Annotated in this window: 18 protein-coding genes; 11 read left to right on the top strand and 7 right to left on the bottom strand. The window is 61.2% G+C overall.

What is annotated here, in order from left to right:
* Positions 1-22: 22 nt before the first annotated feature.
* The 11 genes from DK842_RS19900 to narI all read left to right on the top strand — a co-directional run bounded on the left by DK842_RS19900 (position 23) and on the right by narI (position 13,522).
* Positions 23-313 carry a helix-hairpin-helix domain-containing protein gene (locus DK842_RS19900; RefSeq protein WP_114063020.1) on the top strand — a complete coding sequence of 97 codons (291 nt, stop codon included), beginning with the start codon at positions 23-25 and terminating at the stop codon, positions 311-313.
* On the top strand, positions 301-936 hold the full coding sequence (locus tag DK842_RS19895; protein WP_114063019.1) for a paraquat-inducible protein A: 636 nt from the start codon (positions 301-303) through the stop codon (positions 934-936). The genes DK842_RS19900 and DK842_RS19895 overlap by 13 nt, the downstream gene beginning before the upstream one ends.
* Entirely contained in the window at positions 918-1,553 is a 636-nt protein-coding gene (locus DK842_RS19890) for a paraquat-inducible protein A (protein WP_114063018.1), read from the top strand. Before DK842_RS19895 ends, DK842_RS19890 begins: the two co-directional genes overlap by 19 nt.
* A complete protein-coding gene (locus DK842_RS19885; RefSeq protein ID WP_114063017.1) occupies positions 1,543-3,156 on the top strand; it encodes a PqiB family protein in 1,614 nt (537 codons plus the stop codon). The genes DK842_RS19890 and DK842_RS19885 overlap by 11 nt, the downstream gene beginning before the upstream one ends.
* Positions 3,153-3,746, top strand: coding sequence for a PqiC family protein (locus tag DK842_RS19880; RefSeq protein WP_114063016.1), 594 nt, complete (start codon positions 3,153-3,155; stop codon positions 3,744-3,746). The genes DK842_RS19885 and DK842_RS19880 overlap by 4 nt, the downstream gene beginning before the upstream one ends.
* 146 nt (positions 3,747-3,892) lie before the next feature.
* Positions 3,893-5,161: an MFS transporter gene (locus tag DK842_RS19875; RefSeq protein WP_114063015.1), complete on the top strand. Its 1,269-nt coding sequence runs from the start codon at positions 3,893-3,895 to the stop codon at positions 5,159-5,161.
* A gap of 21 nt (positions 5,162-5,182) precedes the next feature.
* Positions 5,183-6,562, top strand: coding sequence for a NarK family nitrate/nitrite MFS transporter (locus tag DK842_RS19870; protein WP_114063014.1), 1,380 nt, complete (start codon positions 5,183-5,185; stop codon positions 6,560-6,562).
* 303 nt (positions 6,563-6,865) lie between these two features.
* Positions 6,866-10,564, top strand: a complete 3,699-nt coding sequence (locus DK842_RS19865) for a nitrate reductase subunit alpha (RefSeq protein ID WP_114063013.1) — start codon at positions 6,866-6,868, stop codon at positions 10,562-10,564.
* Entirely contained in the window at positions 10,561-12,111 is a 1,551-nt protein-coding gene (narH, locus tag DK842_RS19860) for a nitrate reductase subunit beta (RefSeq protein WP_114063012.1), read from the top strand. Before DK842_RS19865 ends, narH begins: the two co-directional genes overlap by 4 nt.
* A gap of 9 nt (positions 12,112-12,120) precedes the next feature.
* Positions 12,121-12,762: a nitrate reductase molybdenum cofactor assembly chaperone gene (gene narJ / locus DK842_RS19855; protein WP_114063011.1), complete on the top strand. Its 642-nt coding sequence runs from the start codon at positions 12,121-12,123 to the stop codon at positions 12,760-12,762.
* A gap of 73 nt (positions 12,763-12,835) precedes the next feature.
* Positions 12,836-13,522, top strand: a complete 687-nt coding sequence (gene narI, locus DK842_RS19850) for a respiratory nitrate reductase subunit gamma (protein WP_114063010.1) — start codon at positions 12,836-12,838, stop codon at positions 13,520-13,522.
* A 143-nt stretch (positions 13,523-13,665) separates the two neighbouring features.
* Here narI and DK842_RS19845 read toward each other — a convergent pair.
* The 7 genes from DK842_RS19845 to DK842_RS19830 form a co-directional block, all read right to left on the bottom strand.
* A protein-coding gene (locus DK842_RS19845; RefSeq protein WP_114063009.1) for an IS5 family transposase occupies positions 13,666-14,468 on the bottom strand; the annotation gives its coding sequence in 2 pieces (ribosomal slippage) (positions 13,666-14,141 and positions 14,141-14,468; 804 coding nt in all).
* A gap of 63 nt (positions 14,469-14,531) precedes the next feature.
* Positions 14,532-15,333, bottom strand: a protein-coding gene (locus tag DK842_RS19840) for an IS5 family transposase (RefSeq protein ID WP_114063008.1) whose coding sequence is annotated in 2 segments (ribosomal slippage) — positions 14,532-15,003 and positions 15,002-15,333 — 804 coding nt in all. Because the reading frame shifts where the segments join, the coding sequence is not laid out codon by codon here.
* Between the two features lie 44 nt (positions 15,334-15,377).
* Positions 15,378-15,860, bottom strand: a complete 483-nt coding sequence (locus DK842_RS23145; RefSeq protein WP_145964096.1) for a hypothetical protein — start codon at positions 15,858-15,860, stop codon at positions 15,378-15,380.
* Positions 15,861-15,920: 60 nt separating this feature from the next.
* Positions 15,921-16,358 (bottom strand): ankyrin repeat domain-containing protein, encoded by a 438-nt coding sequence (locus DK842_RS19835; protein WP_168194935.1) that lies wholly within the window; start codon positions 16,356-16,358, stop codon positions 15,921-15,923.
* A gap of 63 nt (positions 16,359-16,421) precedes the next feature.
* Positions 16,422-16,826, bottom strand: coding sequence for a DUF3592 domain-containing protein (locus tag DK842_RS23140; RefSeq protein WP_145964095.1), 405 nt, complete (start codon positions 16,824-16,826; stop codon positions 16,422-16,424).
* A 524-nt stretch (positions 16,827-17,350) separates the two neighbouring features.
* Complete coding sequence (locus DK842_RS23135) at positions 17,351-17,917, bottom strand: hypothetical protein (RefSeq protein WP_145964094.1); 567 nt, start codon at positions 17,915-17,917, stop codon at positions 17,351-17,353.
* A complete protein-coding gene (locus tag DK842_RS19830; protein ID WP_198414585.1) occupies positions 17,905-18,351 on the bottom strand; it encodes a hypothetical protein in 447 nt (148 codons plus the stop codon). Before DK842_RS19830 ends, DK842_RS23135 begins: the two co-directional genes overlap by 13 nt.
* Positions 18,352-18,555: the final 204 nt, after the last annotated feature.

The raw sequence follows: 18,555 nt of genomic DNA, 5'->3' as shown, positions 1-18,555 counted from the left end.
GACTACGCCACGGCCGTTTCACATGCATCCATCCCGCTGTCCGCCGCCGGACGCCGCCACCGATCTGCTGCAACTGCCCAATGTCGGCCCGCGCGCCGCGGCCGATTTTCGCCTGCTTGGCCTGAATCATCCGGCCGATCTGCGCGGCCGCGACCCTCATCGGCTTTACCTGCAGCTGTGCGACGCCACCGGCGAGCGCCAAGATCCCTGCGTGCTCGACGTGCTGATGTCGGTCTGCCGCTACATGGATAGCGGCGAGGCCCGAAATTGGTGGAGCTTCACCGCGGAACGCAAACGAAAATGGACCGTATGAGCCGGGCGATGGGGCGGTTGACCGCCTGCCATGATTGCGATTTGCTGCTGAGGCTGCCTGGCGCGCAATCCGGGCGGGTGAGCGTGTGCTGTCCGCGTTGCGGCGCCGCGCTCTACGAGTGCTCGGACAGCGGGCCGCAAGCAAGCGCGGCCTTGTTGGCGGCGGGGCTGATTGCGTTTGCCATCGCCAATGTCTACCCGGTGCTGGTGCTGGAGATCGCAGGCAACCGCAATGCCGCCACGTTGTGGCAGACCGCGCTGGCGCTGCAGGGGCAGGGGATGCCGGAGGTGGCTCTGCTGGTGCTGTTCACCGGCATCGTGATGCCGGCGCTGGAGCTGGCCAGCATGCTGTATCTGCAGTTGCCGTTGCTGTTCGGCCGCGCGCCGCCGGGTTTTCCGGGCATGATGAGGCTGCGCGGTTTGGCGCGGCCCTGGTGCATGGTGGAGGTGTTTCTGTTGGGCGTGCTGGTTTCGCTGGTGAAGCTGGTGCACCTTGCCAGCGTGCAGCCAGGGATAGGCCTGTGGGCGTTTTTCGGCCTGATCGTGTTGATGGCGGCCAGCGCCAGCCGTTTCCGGCCGCATGAGTTATGGGAGCGATATCAGGCATGCCGCGCTACGGAGTGAACAGCGCCGCGGCGCGCGGCTTGTGCCTGTGCCACGGCTGCGGCTTGCTAAGCCGCGTCCATCCCGAGGAGGATGGCGCCTGTCCGCGCTGCGGCGCGGCGTTGCATTTGCGGCGGCCGGCTGCGTTGCAGCGCTGTTGGGCGCTGCTATTGGCGGCGATGATCAGCTATCTGCCAGCCAATCTGTTGCCCATCATGGAAACCACGGCGCTGACCGGCGTGCAGCGCGACACCATCATGAGCGGCGTGGTCTATCTGTGGAACAACGACTCCTGGCCGTTGGCGCTGGTGGTGTTCACTGCCAGCGTGCTGGTGCCGCTGCTGAAGATTCTGGTTTTGCTGTTGCTGTTGTGCAGCGTGCAGTGGCGGTGGAGCTGGGCGCCGCGCCAGCGCACGCGGCTGTATCGGATGATTGAGGTGATCGGCCCATGGTCGATGCTGGACATTTTCGTGGTGGCGCTGATGGTGGCCCTGGTGCAATGGCAGTCTCTGGCCAGCATCAAGGCCGGACCCGGCGCCATCGCCTTCGGCGCGGTGGTGGTGCTGACCATGCTGGCCGCGATGAGTTTCGACCCCAGGATGATCTGGGACCCCGTTGAGGAAGACGATGAGCAGTGAACAAAACCCTCCCGAGCCAGATCTGCCGCAGGCGGTGCCTGTGCGCCGCCACAGGCTGGCGCCATCGCTGGTCTGGCTGATACCGGTGGTGGCTGCGCTGATAGGCGGCTGGCTGGCGGTGCATGCCATTCTGTCGCGCGGCCCTTCCATCACCATTTCTTTTCAGAATGCGGAAGGGATAGAGGCCGGCAAGACCCGGATCAAGTACAAGGACGTGGAGATCGGCGAGGTGATCTCGGTCAAGCTCAGCCCCAACCGGCAGGCCATCATCGCCACCGCGCAGCTGAGCAAGGACGCGGCCGACTACCTGGCCGAGGACAGCCGCTTCTGGGTGGTGCGGCCGCGCGTGTCCGGCGGTGGGGTGTCCGGCCTGGGCACCGTGCTGTCCGGCTCCTACATCGGCATGGACATCGGCAAGAGCGAGGCGCGCAAGTCTGACTTCGTCGGCCTGGAGACGCCGCCCATCATCAACGCCGACTTGCCGGGCCAGACCTTCACGCTGCGGGCGGACAACCTGGGCTCGCTGAACACCGGCTCGCCGGTGTATTTCCGCCGCGTGCCGGTGGGCCAGGTGGTCGGCTACGAGCTGGAGCCCAAGGGCGGCTTCGTCAAGGTGGCCGTCTTCATCAATGCGCCGTACGACCGTTTCGTGTCCGCCAACAGCCGTTTCTGGCACGCCAGCGGCGTCGACGTGTCGCTGAGCGCCAACGGCCTCAACGTCAGCACCCAGTCGCTGGCGGCCATCGCGCTGGGCGGCATCGCCTTTGAAACGCCTCTCGCCGACAACGCCGGCATCCCGCTGTCCGACCGCAATTTCATTTTGCACGACACTCGCGACAAGGCGTTGCAGAATCCTGACCGCGAGATGCAGCCGTTCCGGCTGCGCTTCCGCCAGTCGCTGCGCGGCTTGACCATTGGCGCGCCGGTGGATTTTCGCGGCATCACCATAGGCGAGGTGACGGCGATTGGCGTGCAATACGTGCCGGAGCGCAAGGATTTCGACATGACGGTGGACATCCGCACCTATCCCAGCCGGCTGGACAGCCTGTCGCGGGGCGGCCGCATCAGCGGCAAGCTGTCGCCGCAGGCGCTGGTGGCCAACGGCATGCGCGCCCAGCTGCGGTCCGGCAACCTGCTGACCGGCCAACTCTACGTGGCGCTGGACTTCTTCCGCGACGCGCCGCCGGCCAAGCTGGCGGTGAAGGGCGGCTTGCCCGAGCTGCCGACGATTCCGGGCGATCTGGAAGAGTTGCAGCGGGTGTTGCAGCGCATCGTCAAGAAGCTGGATGCGATACCGTTCGACAGCATCGGCCAGGAGGCCGACGCTTCGCTGAAATCGCTACAGCAGACGCTGGACAGCGTGAAGCGGCTCAGCGACGGCCTGAACAACCAGACGGTGCCGCAGGCGAGCAAGACGCTGGAGCAGCTGCAGCAGACGCTGGAGGCGACGCGGCAGACGATGAAGGCCGACTCGCCGCTGCAGCAGGACGTGCGCTCGGCGGCGCAGGAAGTGAAGGAGACGGCGCGCAGCTTCCGCGCGCTGGCCGATTATCTGGACCGCCATCCCGAGGCGCTGGTGCGCGGCAAGGAGGCGCAGCCATGATGAAGAAAACGATGCTCGCCGCGGCCATGGCCGCCGCGCTGGCGGGCTGCGCGTCGCCGCAGTCCCGCTTCTATGGATTGGACGCCCCGGCGGCGGCTTCCGCGCCGGCGCAGTTCGGCAAGCGCGTGCTGCTGGGTCCGGTCAGCCTGCCGGCGGCGCTGGAGCGGCCGCAGTTGGTGCTGGACATGGACGGCGGCGAGCTCAAGCTGCAGGAGTTCGACCGCTGGGGCGCGCCGCTGGACCGATTGCTGGCGCAGCGTCTGAGCCAGGGCGTGGCGCGCGCCAGCGGCGTGGCCAGCGTCTACGCCTACCCGCAGCCGGGCATGGATGGCGGCGATCTGCGCTTCATCGTCGATGTGCGCAGCCTCAGCCTGCGGCCGGGGCGGGGCGCGGCGCTGGAGGCGGCGTGGCAGCTGCAGAGCGTGGCCGACGGCAAGATACTGGCGCGCGGCGGTTTCAGCCGCAGCCGTGCGGCCGCGGCGCGGGAGCCGGGCGCGCTGGTGGCGGAACTGCGCATTTTGCTGGATGGACTGGCCGCGGACATGGCGGCGCCGCTGAGCGAGCATCCGGAGTGGTGGCGCGCCGGCTGACTCCGCCATTCGGAGTAGGCCGCCTTCGCCTTAAGGGTTAAGTCCGCTCGTCCGTTGGCAGGCGAATAGTCCTGCGACAGACGAATACCGGCGCGCGCGGCGCTCGCTTATCGTGGTAGCCATGACCACTCCATGGGTATGGCGCCATGTCCTCTCCAACATTTCAACGCTACAGCGTGCTGGCCAGCAGCACGCTGGCTTTCACCCTCTGTTTCATGGTCTGGATGATGTTCGCGGTGCTGGGCATCCCGATCAAGCAGCAACTGGGCCTCAATGAAACCGAATTCGGCATCCTGGCCGCCACGCCGGTGCTGACCGGCTCGCTGGTCCGCGTGCCGCTGGGCATCTGGACCGATCGCTACGGCGGCCGGCCGGTGATGTTCGCGTTGATGCTCAGCTGCGTGATTCCCATCTACCTGATGCAGTTCGCCAGCGCTTATTGGCAATTCCTGCTGGCCGGCCTGTTCGTCGGCGTGGCCGGCGGCTCGTTCTCGGTCGGCACGCCCTATGTGGCGCGCTGGTTCCGCAAGGAACAGCAGGGCCTGGCGATGGGCATTTTCGGCGCCGGCAACGCCGGCTCCGCCTTGACCAAGCTGGTGGCGCCGGCGCTGATCGTCGCCTGGGGCTGGCAAAGCGTGCCCACCGCCTACGCGCTGATCATGCTGGCGGCCGCCATCCTGTTCTGGCTGTTCTCCTTCAGCGATCCGTCCCACAAGGTGCCGTCTTCCGTCACGCTGCGAGAGCAGCTGGCGCTGATGAAGCATCCGGCGGTGCTGCGCTATTGCCAGTACTACTCCGTGGTGTTCGGCGGCTACGTGGCGCTGGCGCTGTGGATGACCAAGTACTACGTCGGCGAGTACGGGCTGGATCTCAAGCACGCGGCCTTGCTGGCGGCGTGCTTTTCCTTGCCCGGCGGCGTGCTGCGCGCGGTGGGCGGTTATCTGTCCGACCGTTTCGGCGCCTATTCGGTCACCTGGGCGGTAATGTGGGTGTGCTGGGTGGCTTTCTTCCTGTTGTCCTACCCGCAGACCGAAATGCGCGTCGCCACCGTGAGCGGGCCGTTCAGCCTGCACATCGGCCTCAACGTTTACCTGTTCACCGGCCTGTTGTTCCTGGTGGGCGTGGCGATGGCGATAGGCAAGGCCTCGGTGTTCAAATTCATCGCCGACGAATTCCCGGGCTCCATCGGCGCGGTGTCCGGCGTGGTGGGGCTGGCCGGCGGCCTGGGCGGCTTTTTGCTGCCCATCCTGTTCGGCGCGCTGCTGGATCTGACCGGCGTGCGCTCCAGCGCTTTCATGCTGTTGTATGGCACCGTGTGCGTCAGTCTGGTGTGGATGCATTTCTCTTTCAAATCGGCGGCCAGGCGCGAGGCGCAGCCGTCCGTTTCCCTTCCCTTGAGCAACGAGCGCGCCTGAGCGCGGCGCGGGAGACCTGTCATGACTCATCTGATCAAACATTGGGAGCCGGAAGCGCCCGCTTTCTGGCAGCAGCAGGGGCGCTCGGTGGCGCGCCGCAACCTGTGGATTTCGATACCGGCGCTGACGCTGGCCTTCGTGATCTGGCAGGTGTGGAGCGTGGCGGTGCTGAACATGCCCAATATCGGCTTCGGCTACACCCAGAACCAGCTGTTCTGGCTGGCGGCGTTGCCGGCCTTGTCCGGCGCCACGCTGCGCATTTTCTACTCCTTCATGGTGCCGATTTTCGGCGGCCGCAAGTGGACGGCCATTTCCACCGCCAGCCTGCTGATTCCGGCGGTGGGGATAGGCTTCGCGGTGCAGGACCCGGGCACCAGCTATGTGACCATGGTGACGCTGGCGCTGTTGTGCGGCTTCGGCGGCGGCAATTTCAGCTCCAGCATGGCCAACATCAGCTTCTTTTTCCCCAAAGCGGAGAAAGGCACCGCGCTGGGCCTGAACGCCGGCCTGGGCAATCTGGGCGTGTCGCTGGTGCAACTGGTGGTGCCCATCGTCATCACCATGGGCCTGTTCGGCCAGCTGGGCGGCGATCCGCAAACCTGGGTCAAGGGCGCGGTTTCCAAGCAGATGTGGCTGCAAAACGCCGGCTTCGTCTGGGTGCCGTTCATTCTTCTGTCCACGCTGGCGGCCTGGTTCGGCATGAACGATCTGGCCTCGGCCAAGTCCTCGTTTTCCGAACAGGCGGTCATCTTCACCCGCAAGCATAACTGGCTGATGTGCTGGCTGTATCTGGGCACCTTCGGCTCCTTCATCGGCTTCTCCGCCGGCTTCCCGTTGCTGGTCAAGGGCCAGTTTCCGGAGATCGACCCTACCCGCTACGCCTTCCTCGGTCCGTTGGTCGGCGCGCTGACCCGTCCGCTGGGCGGCTGGATGTCCGACAAGATAGGCGGCGCCAAGGTGACGCAGGCGGTGTTCGGCCTGATGGCGCTGGCGGTGCTGGGCGTGATCTTCTTCCTGCCGCATCACGGGCAGGGCGGCAATTTTTATGGCTTCTTCGCCATGTTCCTGTGCCTGTTCGCGCTGACCGGCATCGGCAACGGCTCCACCTTCATGCAGGTGCCGGCCATCTTCCTCACGCTGCACCAGCGCATGGCCGGTCCCGGCGAAGCGGCGCAGAAGCAGGCGATGCAAGACGCCACCCGCGAGGCGGCCGCGGTGCTGGGCTTCACCAGCGCCATCGGCGCCTACGGCGGCTTCTTCATTCCCAAGAGCTACGGCACCTCCATCTCGATGACCGGCAGCGTGGACGCGGCGCTGTACGTGTTCATCGCCTTCTACCTGAGCTGCCTGCTGCTCAATGGCTGGTATTACGCGCGGAAGAACGCGGAAGTGCGTTGCTGAGAAAGGCGCGCCGTGCCCTGGCGGGCGACGGCCGCATGCAGGGGTGGCCGGGTATGGCACGCCTGCGGCGTGGATGGCCGGGAAAGGGCGCCTTCGGGCGCTTTTTTCACGTCCGGCTTTCGTTCTACTCCGGACTACTCCTTATGGCTTAGCCATCCTCCTTCCTATGCCGGCGCCGCTCACCCCTACTGGCCGATTGGAGCGCTTGAGTGCGGGCGGTAGGCTAAGGATTATCGCAACCAGTATCGACAGGCCGGGCCGGCAGCGAGGCAGGACAAGGTTTCCGGCATGCATGGAGGCAAGATGAGCCATTTTCTCGACAGACTGAATTTCCTCGGCAAGGTCAAAAGCACTTTTGCCGACGGCCACGGCGCGGTGGTGAACGAGGACCGCGGCTGGGAAGACGCCTATCGCCAGCGCTGGCAGCACGACAAGATCGTCCGCTCCACTCACGGCGTCAACTGCACCGGCTCCTGCAGCTGGAAGGTGTATGTGAAGAACGGCCTGATCACTTGGGAAACCCAGCAGACCGATTACCCGCGCACCCGTCCCGACCTGCCCAATCACGAGCCGCGCGGCTGTCCGCGCGGCGCCTCCTACAGCTGGTATGTGTACTCCGCCCAGCGCGTCAAATATCCGATGATCCGCGGCCAACTGGCCCGGCTGTGGCGCGACGCGCGCAAGACGATGTCCGCGGTGGAAGCCTGGGAAAAGATCAGCCAGACGCCGGAATTGGCCAAGCAATACAAATCCACCCGCGGCCAGGGCGGCTTCGTGCGCGCCAGCTGGGACGAGGCCAATGAGATCGTCGCGGCGGCCAACGCTTTCACCATCAAGAAGTTTGGTCCGGACCGCATCGCCGGCTTCTCGCCGATTCCGGCCATGTCCATGGTGTCCTATGCCGCCGGCAGCCGCTATCTCAGCCTGATCGGCGGTGTGCCGCTGTCCTTCTATGACTGGTATTGCGACCTGCCGCCGGCCAGCCCGCAAACCTGGGGCGAACAGACCGACGTGGCCGAGTCCGCCGACTGGTACAACTCCACCTACCTGATGGTGTGGGGCTCCAATGTGCCGATGACGCGCACCCCTGACGCCCATTTCTACACCGAAGTGCGCTACAAGGGCACCAAGACGGTGGCGGTATCGTCCGATTTCGGCGAAATGGCCAAGTTCGGCGATATCTGGCTGGCGCCCAAGCAAGGCACCGACGCCGCGCTGGCGATGGCGATGGGCCATGTGATCTTCAAGGAATTCCATCTCGACCGCCCGTCGGCTTACTTCACCGACTACATCCGCCGCTACACCGACATGCCGATGCTGGTGAAGCTGCGCCGCGATGGCGAGCGCTGGCTGCCGGACTACTTCCTGCGCGCGTCCCACCTGGACGGCCAACTGGGCGAGGACAACAACCCGGACTGGAAAACCCTGGTGTTCGACGAGCAGAGCGGCGACATCGTCGCGCCCAACGGCTCCATCGGCTTCCGCTGGGGCCAGGCCGAGGGCAAGACCGGCAAGTGGAATCTGGAGCAAAAGGCGAGCGGCGAGCGCGAAGTTTCCGGCCGCCTGTCCTTGATCGATCAGCGCGATGAAATCGTCGGCGTCGGCTTCCCGTATTTCGGCTCCGAGCACGACGAGCTGCTGACCCGCAATGTGCCGGCGAAAAAGATCAAACTGGCCGGCGGCGAAGAGGCGCTGGTGGCCACGGTGTTCGACCTGATGGCCGCCAACTACGGCATCGACCGCGGCCTGGGCGGCGGCAATGTGGCGTCCGGCTATATGGATGACGCGCCGTACACGCCGGCCTGGCAGCAAAAGCACACCGGCGTGAAGCCGGAGATGGTGATCCAGGTGGCGCGCGAGTTCGCGCAAAACGCCGACCAAACCCAGGGCAAGTCCATGGTCATCGTCGGCGCGGCGCTGAACCACTGGTACCACATGGACATGACCTACCGCGGCATCATCAACATGCTGATGATGTGCGGCTGCATCGGCCAGAGCGGCGGCGGCTGGTGCCACTACGTGGGCCAGGAAAAGCTGCGCCCGCAAACCGGCTGGGCGCCGCTGGCCTTCGCCGGCGACTGGAACCGACCGGCGCGGCAAATGAACGGCACCAGTTTCTGGTACGCGCACACCAGCCAATGGCGGCACGAGAAGCTGGGCGTGGGCGAAATCCTGTGTCCGACCGCCGACGGCAAGATGGCCGGCCTGTCGCTGATCGATTACAACGCCAAGGCTGAGCGCATGGGCTGGCTGCCGTCCGCGCCGCAGCTGTCCGCCAACCCGCTGGACATCACCCGCGCCGCCGCCGATGCGGGCCTTGACCCGGTGGACTACACAGTGCAGGGGTTGAAGACCGGCCGCCTGGACATGGCCTGCAACGACCCGGACAACCCGCAAAACTTCCCGCGCAATCTGTTCGTGTGGCGCTCCAACATCCTGGGAAGCTCCGGCAAGGGGCACGAGTATTTCCTCAAATATCTGCTGGGCACTCAGAACGCGGTGCTGGGCGCCGAGGACGACTGCATCAAGCCGAGCGAGATCACCGTCCGTCCGGCGGCCGAGGGCAAGCTGGACCTGATGGTGGTGCTGGACTTCCGCATGTCCACCACCTGTCTGTACGGCGACATCGTGCTGCCCACCGCCACCTGGTACGAAAAGGATGATCTGAACACCTCGGACATGCACCCCTTCATCCACCCGCTGTCCGAAGCTGTGCAGCCGCTGTGGCAGTCCAAGAGCGACTGGGAAATCTACAAAGGCTTCGCCAAGAGCCTGTCCGAGATCGGCAAGGATTACCTGGGCGTGCAGAAAGACCTGGTGCTGACCCCGTTGATGCACGACAGCCCGCAAGAACTGGGCCAGCCTTTCGATCCCAAGGATTGGAAGAAGGGCGAGTGCGAACCGGTGCCGGGCAAGACCATGCCGGCGATGACGGTGGTGGAGCGAGACTACGGCGCGATTTACGACAAGTTCACCACCATCGGCCCGCTGCTGGAAAAGGCCGGCAACGGCGGCAAGGGGATAGGCTGGAAGACCGCCCACGAGGTGGATGTCCTGCGCGGCCTGAACCAAGTGGCGCAGAACGGCGCCGGCAAGGGCCAGCCCAAGCTCGAAACCGCCATCGACGCCGCGGAGATGATTCTGACCCTGGCGCCGGAGACCAATGGCCACGTGGCGGTGAAGGCCTGGGACGCCTTGTCCAAAGTGACCGGCCGCGACCATACACACCTTGCCCGTCCGCGCGAGCACGACACGATCCGTTTCCGCGACGTGCAGGCGCAGCCGCGCAAGATCATTTCCTCGCCCACCTGGTCCGGCCTGGAGAGCGAAGAAGTCAGCTACAACGCGGGTTACACCAATGTCCATGAACTGATCCCGTGGCGCACTTTGACCGGCCGCCAGCAGTTCTACCAAGACCACCAGTGGATGCGCGCCTTTGGCGAGGGATTATGTGTGTATAAGCCGGCGGTGGATTTGAAGACCACGCAGGCGGTGCTGGGCAAGCATGGCAACGGCAACCGCGAGCTGGTGCTCAACTTCATCACCCCGCACCAGAAATGGGGCATACACAGCACCTATTCCGACAACCTGCGCATGCTGACGCTGAGCCGCGGCGGGCCCCATGTTTGGCTGTCCGAGACCGACGCCGCCAAGGCCGGCATCGCCGACAACGATTGGATCGAGGTGTTCAACGTCAACGGCACGCTGACCGCCCGCGCCGTGGTGTCGCAGCGGGTGCCGGAAGGCATGACGCTGATGTACCACGCCCAGGAGAAGATCGTGAACGTGCCGGGCGCCGAAGTCTCCGGCAAGCGCGGCGGCATTCACAACTCGGTGACCCGCGCCGTGACCAAGCCCACCCATATGATAGGCGGTTACGCTCAACTGGCCTGGGGCTTCAACTACTACGGCACGGTGGGCGCCAACCGCGACGAGTTCGTGGTGGTGCGCAAGATGGACAAAGTCGACTGGATGGACGTTCCGGCAGGAGAGAAGCAATGAAGATACGCGCGCAAATCGGCATGGTGCTGAACCTGGACAAGTGCATCGGTTGCCACACCTGTTCGATCACCTGCAAGAACGTGTGGACCAGCCGCGACGGCATCGAATACGCCTGGTTCAACAATGTGGAGACCAAGCCCGGCATCGGCTATCCCAAGGACTGGGAAAACCAGGACAAGTGGCAGGGCGGCTGGAAGCGGCGCAGCGACGGCAAGCTGGAGCCGCGCCAGGGCGGCAAGTTGAAGATACTGGCCAATATCTTCGCCAATCCCAATCTGCCGGCCATCGACGACTACTACGAGCCGTTCACCTACGACTACGAGCATCTGCAGAACGCGCCGCAGATGCAGACGCCGCCCACCGCGCGGCCGGTGTCGGTGCTGACCGGCAAGAAGATGGACAAGATCGAGTGGGGCCCGAACTGGGAGGATGACCTGGGCGGCGAATTCTCCAAACGCGCCAAGGACGCTTTGTTCGAGGGCATCCAGAAGGAGATGTACTCGGCCTTCGAGAACACCTTCATGATGTATCTGCCGCGGCTGTGCGAACACTGCCTGAACCCGGCCTGCGTCGCCTCCTGCCCGTCCGGCTCCATCTACAAGCGCGAGGACGACGGCATCGTGCTGATCGACCAGGACAAGTGCCGCGGCTGGCGGATGTGCGTGTCTGGCTGTCCGTACAAGAAGATTTATTACAACTGGACGTCCGGCAAGGCCGAGAAGTGCATCTTCTGCTACCCGCGCATCGAGTCCGGCCAGCCTACCGTGTGCTCGGAAACCTGCGTCGGCCGCATCCGCTACCTGGGCGTGCTGCTGTACGACGCCGACCAGATCGAACAGGCAGCGGCGGTGGAAGATCCGCAGGATCTGTACCAGTCGCAGCTGGACCTGTTCCTGGACCCGAATGATCCGGCCATCGCGGCCGAGGCGCTGAAGCAGGGCATCCCGCAAAGCTGGCTGGACGCCGCCCGCCGCTCGCCGGTGTACAAGATGGCGATGGAGTGGAAGGTGGCCTTCCCGCTGCACCCGGAATACCGGACGCTGCCGATGGTGTGGTACATCCCGCCGCTGTCGCCGATCCAGAGCGCGATGGAAAACGGCCTGATAGGCGAGGGCGGCATCATCCCGGACGTGCAGAGCCTGCGGATACCGATCAAGTACCTGGCCAACCTGCTGACGGCGGGCAAGGAAGAGCCGGTGGTCAAGGCGCTGGAAACCATGGTGGCGATGCGCCGCTACATGCGCAAGAAGAGTGTGGAGAAGGTCAGCGACGCGTCGACCTTGGCCGGCACTCACCTGAGCTCGAACCAGGTGGAAGAGATGTACCAGGTGATGGCCATCGCCAATTACGAAGACCGCTTCGTGATTCCGTCCAGCCACAAGGAAATGGTGGAGAGCGCGTTCGAGGACAAGGCCAGCTGCGGCTTCAGCTTCGGCAACGGCTGCTCCGGCGGCGAGTCCGACGCCAATCTGTTCGGCAAGAAAAAGGCCACGCCCATCGTGTTCCACGACATGCGGCGCGACCGCAAGTCCAACGCCGGCAACTAGGAGACCATCATGCGCATCCACGCCATTCTGTCCGCGCTGTTGTGCTACCCGGAGGCCGAGCTGATCGCTGCGGTGGACGAGATCCGCGCTGAGGCGGCCGAGCATCTGCAAACCGCCAGCCTGCTGGAGCCGCTGTTGCAGTCGCTGCAGAGCGAGGACCTGATCGAGCTGCAGGAGCGCTACGTGCGCACCTTCGACCGCAACCCTTCGCACTCGCTGCATCTGTTCGAGCACATCCACGGCGAGGACCGCGCCCGCGGCCAGGCCATGGTGGACCTGCTGGAGGAATACCGCCGGCACGGCTTCGAGCCGGCCTGCAGCGAGCTGCCGGACTACCTGCCGCTGTTCCTGGAGTTTCTGGGGCAGTGCGACAAGGCCGAGTCCGAGCGGCTGCTGAGCGACGCGGTGCATGTGATCGGCCACGTCGCCGGCAGGCTGAACGAGGCGGAGTCGGCATACGCCGGCCTGTTCGACGCGCTGCTGACGCTGTCGCCGGTCAAGCCGGAGCCGCTGCAGGCGCCGCCTATCCGCGACATGGACGAAATGCTGGAAACCTTCGGCCCAGGCGCGGACGGCGTGGAGCCGCTGCTGCGCCCGGCGCCGCCGGCGATCGCCCCGGTCAATTTCTATCCACGCGGCGCAAGCGCCTGAAACCTTGCCCCCTCTTCGCTGAATGGGAGAGGGGCGGCGGGCGGCGCTGACGCCCCGCCATCGGGAGACAAACATGGACTACCTGCATAGATTCGTATTCGGCATCTATCCCTACATCGCGCTGGCCATTTTCCTGCTGGGCAGCCTGATCCGCTTCGAGCGCGAGCAGTACAGCTGGAAGAGCGAGTCGTCGCAGCTCTTGTACCGCGGCCAGCTGCGCCTGGGCAATATTCTGTTCCACCTGGGCATTATCGGCCTGTTCTTCGGCCACCTGGCCGGCCTCTTGACGCCGCTGGCGGTGTGGGACGCGCTGGGCGTGACTCACAGCTTCAAGCAGGTGTTCGCGATGAGCGCCGGCGGCCTGATGGGCGGCCTGTGCCTGATCGGCATCGTACTACTGCTGCACCGCCGCTTCCTATGCGACCGCCTGGCGGCCAACACCACCTGGCGCGACAAGCTGGTGCTGCTGTGGATACTGGCCACGCTGTTGCTGGGCCTGTCCACCATCTTCGTGTCGGCCCAGCATCTGGACGGTCACGAAATGGTGCTGCTGATGAGCTGGGCGCAGCACATCGTCACCTTCCGCGGCGACGCGGCGGATTTCATCGTCTCAGCCTCGCCGGTATTCAAGCTGCACCTGTTCATGGGCATGAGTCTGTTCGTGATCTTCCCCTTCACTCGGTTGGTGCACGTGTGGAGCGGCTTCGGCGCCGTGACCTACCTGGGACGCGCCTGGCAGCTGGTGCGCCCGCGCGGCTAAACGCCTGGGCATGAAAAACGCCGCGCATCCGGAGAGGGGGCGCGGCGTTTTTGGGGTGGAGAGATCATGACGCGGGTTGGCCTGTCAGGTCATGTACATGGTCATGTTGACTGAAAGGTTAATCATGGAGTTGCTTAGACCCGCTAACAAAACCTGTCGACAAATCGCAGACATATCAATGAGAAAGCCAGCTTGAGCAAGGCGTAATGCGTATCCAGCCGCCGTTCGAAGCGGATGCGCAACTTGCCGAAGCCAGCTAGCCAAGAATGGGTACGTTCTACCACCCAGCGGTGGCGACCTAGTCTCTCGCTGCTTTCCACCCCGCGCCGAGCAATTCGCACCAAGATTCCGCGTCGGCTCAGGTGTGCACGACAACGGCGGTAGTCATAGCCTTTGTCAGCATGCAGCTTGTAAGGCTTTTGTCTGGGCCGTCCTGGCAAGCCAGGAACGGCAGGAATCGCATCGACCAAAGTTTCGAAGACCATGGAGTCGTGCCGATTGGCGCCGGTAATGCTCAGCGCCAATGGCAAACCTCGGCGATCTACGATGATGTGCCGTTTGCTGCCGCATTTACCTCGATCGGTGGGGTTGGGGCCGGTCTCTTGGCCCCCCGGGGGCTGGCAACGCTAGCCCCATCAATGCTGGCCCGGCTCCAATCAATTTGATCGTGTTGGCGCAGTTGTATCAGCAGAGCCAGGTGTAGGCGGTCCCAAATGCCTTGCGCTTGCCAATCCCGCAGCCTTCGCCAGCAGGTCATCCCGCTGCCAAAACCGAGTTCCTGCGGGAGGTCCTCCCAAGGAATGCCGGTAGTGAGAACAAACAAGATGCCGTTGAGGGCAGCAAAATTATCCAGCCGCGGCCTCCCACCCCGGCGGGAACGCGGCGGCGGAGAGAGTAGCGGCTGCAATGACTTCCAGAGCTTCTGGCTGATGACTTTTCGTTGCATCTTCGCCAGGTGAGGGCATACGCATCTGGCATCAAGAGGTTTTGTTAGCGGCTCTTAGACCCGCTAACAAAACCTGTCGACAAATCGCAGACATATCAATGAGACAGCCAGCTTGAGCAAGGCGTAATGCGTATCCAGCCGCCGTTCGAAGCGGATGCGCAACTTGCCGAAGCCAGCTAGCCAAGAATGGGTACGTTCTACCACCCAGCGGTGGCGACCTAGTCTCTCGCTGCTTTCCACCCCGCGCCGAGCAATTCGCACCAAGATTCCGCGTCGGCTCAGGTGTGCACGACAACGGCGGTAGTCATAGCCTTTGTCAGCATGCAGCTTGTAAGGCTTTTGTCTGGGCCGTCCTGGCAAGCCAGGAACGGCAGGAATCGCATCGACCAAAGTTTCGAAGACCATGGAGTCGTGCCGATTGGCGCCGGTAATGCTCAGCGCCAATGGCAAACCTCGGCGATCTACGATGATGTGCCGTTTGCTGCCGCATTTACCTCGATCGGTGGGGTTGGGGCCGGTCTCTTGGCCCCCGGGGGCTGGCAACGCTAGCCCCATCAATGCTGGCCCGGCTCCAATCAATTTGATCGTGTTGGCGCAGTTGTATCAGCAGAGCCAGGTGTAGGCGGTCCCAAATGCCTTGCGCTTGCCAATCCCGCAGCCTTCGCCAGCAGGTCATCCCGCTGCCAAAACCGAGTTCCTGCGGGAGGTCCTCCCAAGGAATGCCGGTAGTGAGAACAAACAAGATGCCGTTGAGGGCAGCAAAATCATCCAGCCGCGGCCTCCCACCCCGGCGGGAACGCGGCGGCGGGGAGAGTAGCGGCTGCAATGACTTCCAAAGCTTCTGGCTGATGACTTTTCGTTGCATCTTCGCCAGGTGAGGGCATACGCATCTGGCATCAAGAGGTTTTGTTAGCGGCTCTTAGAAACGAGCATTTCTAGTACGGATTCAGAATAGTTAACTCCACCACCTTGGGAGGGTTGCTTTTTTAGCTCATCCAAGACATATGCAATAACGACTTTGGCGCCTGGGCGAAATAGTTTTCGATCAGTTTTTTCATGCGTGTAAATTGATTCAAGTACAACAGAGCCGTCTTCAAGCTTTAGATTGAAGCTATTGGTTTGATCTCCCCATCGTGCATCTTGACCGGAAAACACCATTTCTAGAATCACACCTGTGACCGTTTTCACAGTCAGCCTTCCCGATCGAATGCTCTCCCACCACTGGTCAGAACCCCAAAGACCATGTATTCCCTTGAGACCAAGAAATGGTTTGCTGGTATTAAGCGTCATCTCTTGAACCGCTTTTACATAGTCTGGCTTCCTTTTGAGCGCCCCAGCCAAGTCATAGACGCGCTTCATTGGTTCTTGAAAGGTGGTAAGGTCAAAGTGCATAAGTGATCCACTGGTATGGGCCTTGAGGTGAGGGAATAGCTGCGGCTACCAAAACTTCCATCAACGCCGCTCGGGCTGCGAAATGGCGGCTGTTTCTCGAAGGGTAGCAATCATTTCGTACCCTTGTTGCCTCGCGAGATCGGCCGCGGATTTTCCAGAGGAGGTTCTAATTGTAGTATCCGCACCATTCCCAAGAAGAAGCTTAACGTTCCCGGTACATCCATTTTCAGCAGCGCTGTGAAGGGCGGTGTATCCGTCACCATTATGTTCGTTTACGTTGTCGCCAGCAGCAATAGCCTGCTTCAAGTGAGCCAGTGCGTCAGATCGTTGAATTGCAGACCAGTACTGAAGCGTGCTCATTGGGATCGCATCTGGGAAGATGGATGCAATTGTAACAGGCTGACTAGCATTCGCCTCTTTCACAAGCCCCATTGTCAATTTATCCTGCTCCAGCGCGGAATTTTCTTGTGCTGTCAGGTCGAGATTGCGATCTGTCATGATGACTCCATACTTGGTAAGTCGCATTCCAAAGGGCGAGTCTTCAACGTAATTTTAGGGCCTTTATTTGTCATTATTTTCAGCATTTTTACGTGACAGAAAAAGTATTTGCGAAACTACGATGATGATTGGAAATAAAACCCATAGCCAATCTGGGATATAGAGCCCAGATTTCTTACTGTATGCAGTATTTGGATCGATGTTTGTATTAATCGATGGATTGTCAGGATTGTAATAAATATTAAGCTCATCTCCTTCCTTTAGGGAGTCGCAATCTGCGCCACCACTAAGGCTTTTGTTTGAGTATTTCTTTCCATTTGCATGAAATGTATAATAAAACTCACCATGATTGGAGCAATTCATTGCTGCGGCATGACCAATAGTGGTTTTGTAGTTCCTTGCTAACTCTTTATATTCAAGTGCTTTGTTATAGCAGGAGGTAAGAAATATACTTAGACCCGCTAACAAAACCTATATTTTGCGCAGTGGCGCACATGGAAGATCAGCGACTTACAAGCGACCGCCTGAGGTTTTGTTAGCCACTCTTAGCAGAATGGATAATGTTGCTGCGTGAAACTTAAGCATGCAAAATATACCTAATGTTTGACATAAAAGGTGGTCGGAGCTGCGGAGCAGCAGAGGGCGTGTGGAAGTGGAGTTTGCAAACTATCTCTCTCAGCGAAATTTTTAGACTGATGGTTCTTATGTTTTTAGGTTCTTTGTTTTTCAATATATCGATTAACTTGGCGTGCGAATCACATATCTACAGAGCCGTCGAGTGAATTGAACTTGCGAAGCCAAACGCTTATCGAAGATCATTTGATGCTTATGGATTAGGCAATGCCTATTCATTCTTGGTGAATGCTGGGCTTTATTTTATTCTGCCCAATCTGCGGTCTTCATGTTTCTCTCCACAAATGCGTTGATGGGTAATGTGAAAACTCAGTCGATGGCAAAAGTGCAGATTTTTTAGGATTGGTTAGAAACTAGGGTTAGACGTCATTTTGTGCGACTTCAAGTGTCCGTCTTAAACTGCTAGCCAGCTCGATGTAGCTGAGTGCCGCATCTGTGGTAGGTGAAAAATCTTGTGCGTGGGCAGCCTGATTTTTGAGAGTGCGGAGATCGTGGTAGAGCGAGATATCTTCTGCAGAAAGTACATTTTCCTTGTTTAGGACGCGAATTACAGCCAAAGGAGAATGTGACTCTTTCTCAGGAACATACAGCGCCTTGTTTTGGATCACGCGAATTGCGGACTCCTCTATGCCTCGCCAGGCTTCTAGTATGGCAGAGCGCGGGTTGACTTGAACTAATTGAAGCAACAACTGCCGCTCAGGTGTGAGTCCTTCTGGTGGAGGAAACAGCTGATGTTGTGCCTTTGCCATTGCTTCAAGTTCTTTGATCTCCCGCTCAAACTCGGCTTCAACTGGGCCAGCTTTAATTTTTTTGAGGTATGGTAGCAATGATTTTATCTCCGTACGCAGCATTGTCACCAGCGCTACGGCCGCAATTGGCCACGCGGTAAATTCAATCAACTTTGTGATAAAAGTCAGTATGTCCATGTTTTGACGGCTAACGTCTGAATTAAGCCAGGCCGCGAATTGACGTCAGCTTGAATGAACTGTTCGGCAGCATGCACGTGTTCCTGGCGGCGATATGCAATAAGAGTAAGGGCGGACAAGCTTGCGGGACTCGGTACCGATACATGCTGCTCATTCAGTTGCCACGGTTCGGGAAAGTCGGCAATGATCTCAGTAGCAGCGCAGGAATAACTCTCTTTGGCTAGCGGAGAAGGCTGCCCATCATACTCAAAGCGCAGTCGAACGATGTGTTTATCGCTGTCCAACTCACCGGATACCTGCCGAATATCAGGGTGAACCTCTCTGAGCAAAGCGCGCTGGAGCGAGAGCTGCAGAAATTGATTGCCGATAGTGTTGCCCATGCTGTCTAACAGCCACCTGAAATATCGAATGAAAACTGCCAGATTTTGGTGCACAGAAAATATGCCGTCAATATTTTCATATTAAAATCAGTACGATGTCGGGCGGGCTGCTTCTTGTGGAGGCTAAAGTTCGACGAAATGCACCACTCACCATGGGGGCCATTCCACGCTGAGCTCATAGACACATGAGCAGGACGCGTAAGTAGCGCGGCCTGGCCTGTCAGGCCACTCCCGCTTCTAATTCGCCGTGAGTACGCC

This window comes from Chromobacterium phragmitis (assembly GCF_003325475.1).
GTDB lineage: Bacteria > Pseudomonadota > Gammaproteobacteria > Burkholderiales > Chromobacteriaceae > Chromobacterium > Chromobacterium phragmitis.
This window is presented reverse-complemented; position numbering and strand designations above follow the sequence as displayed.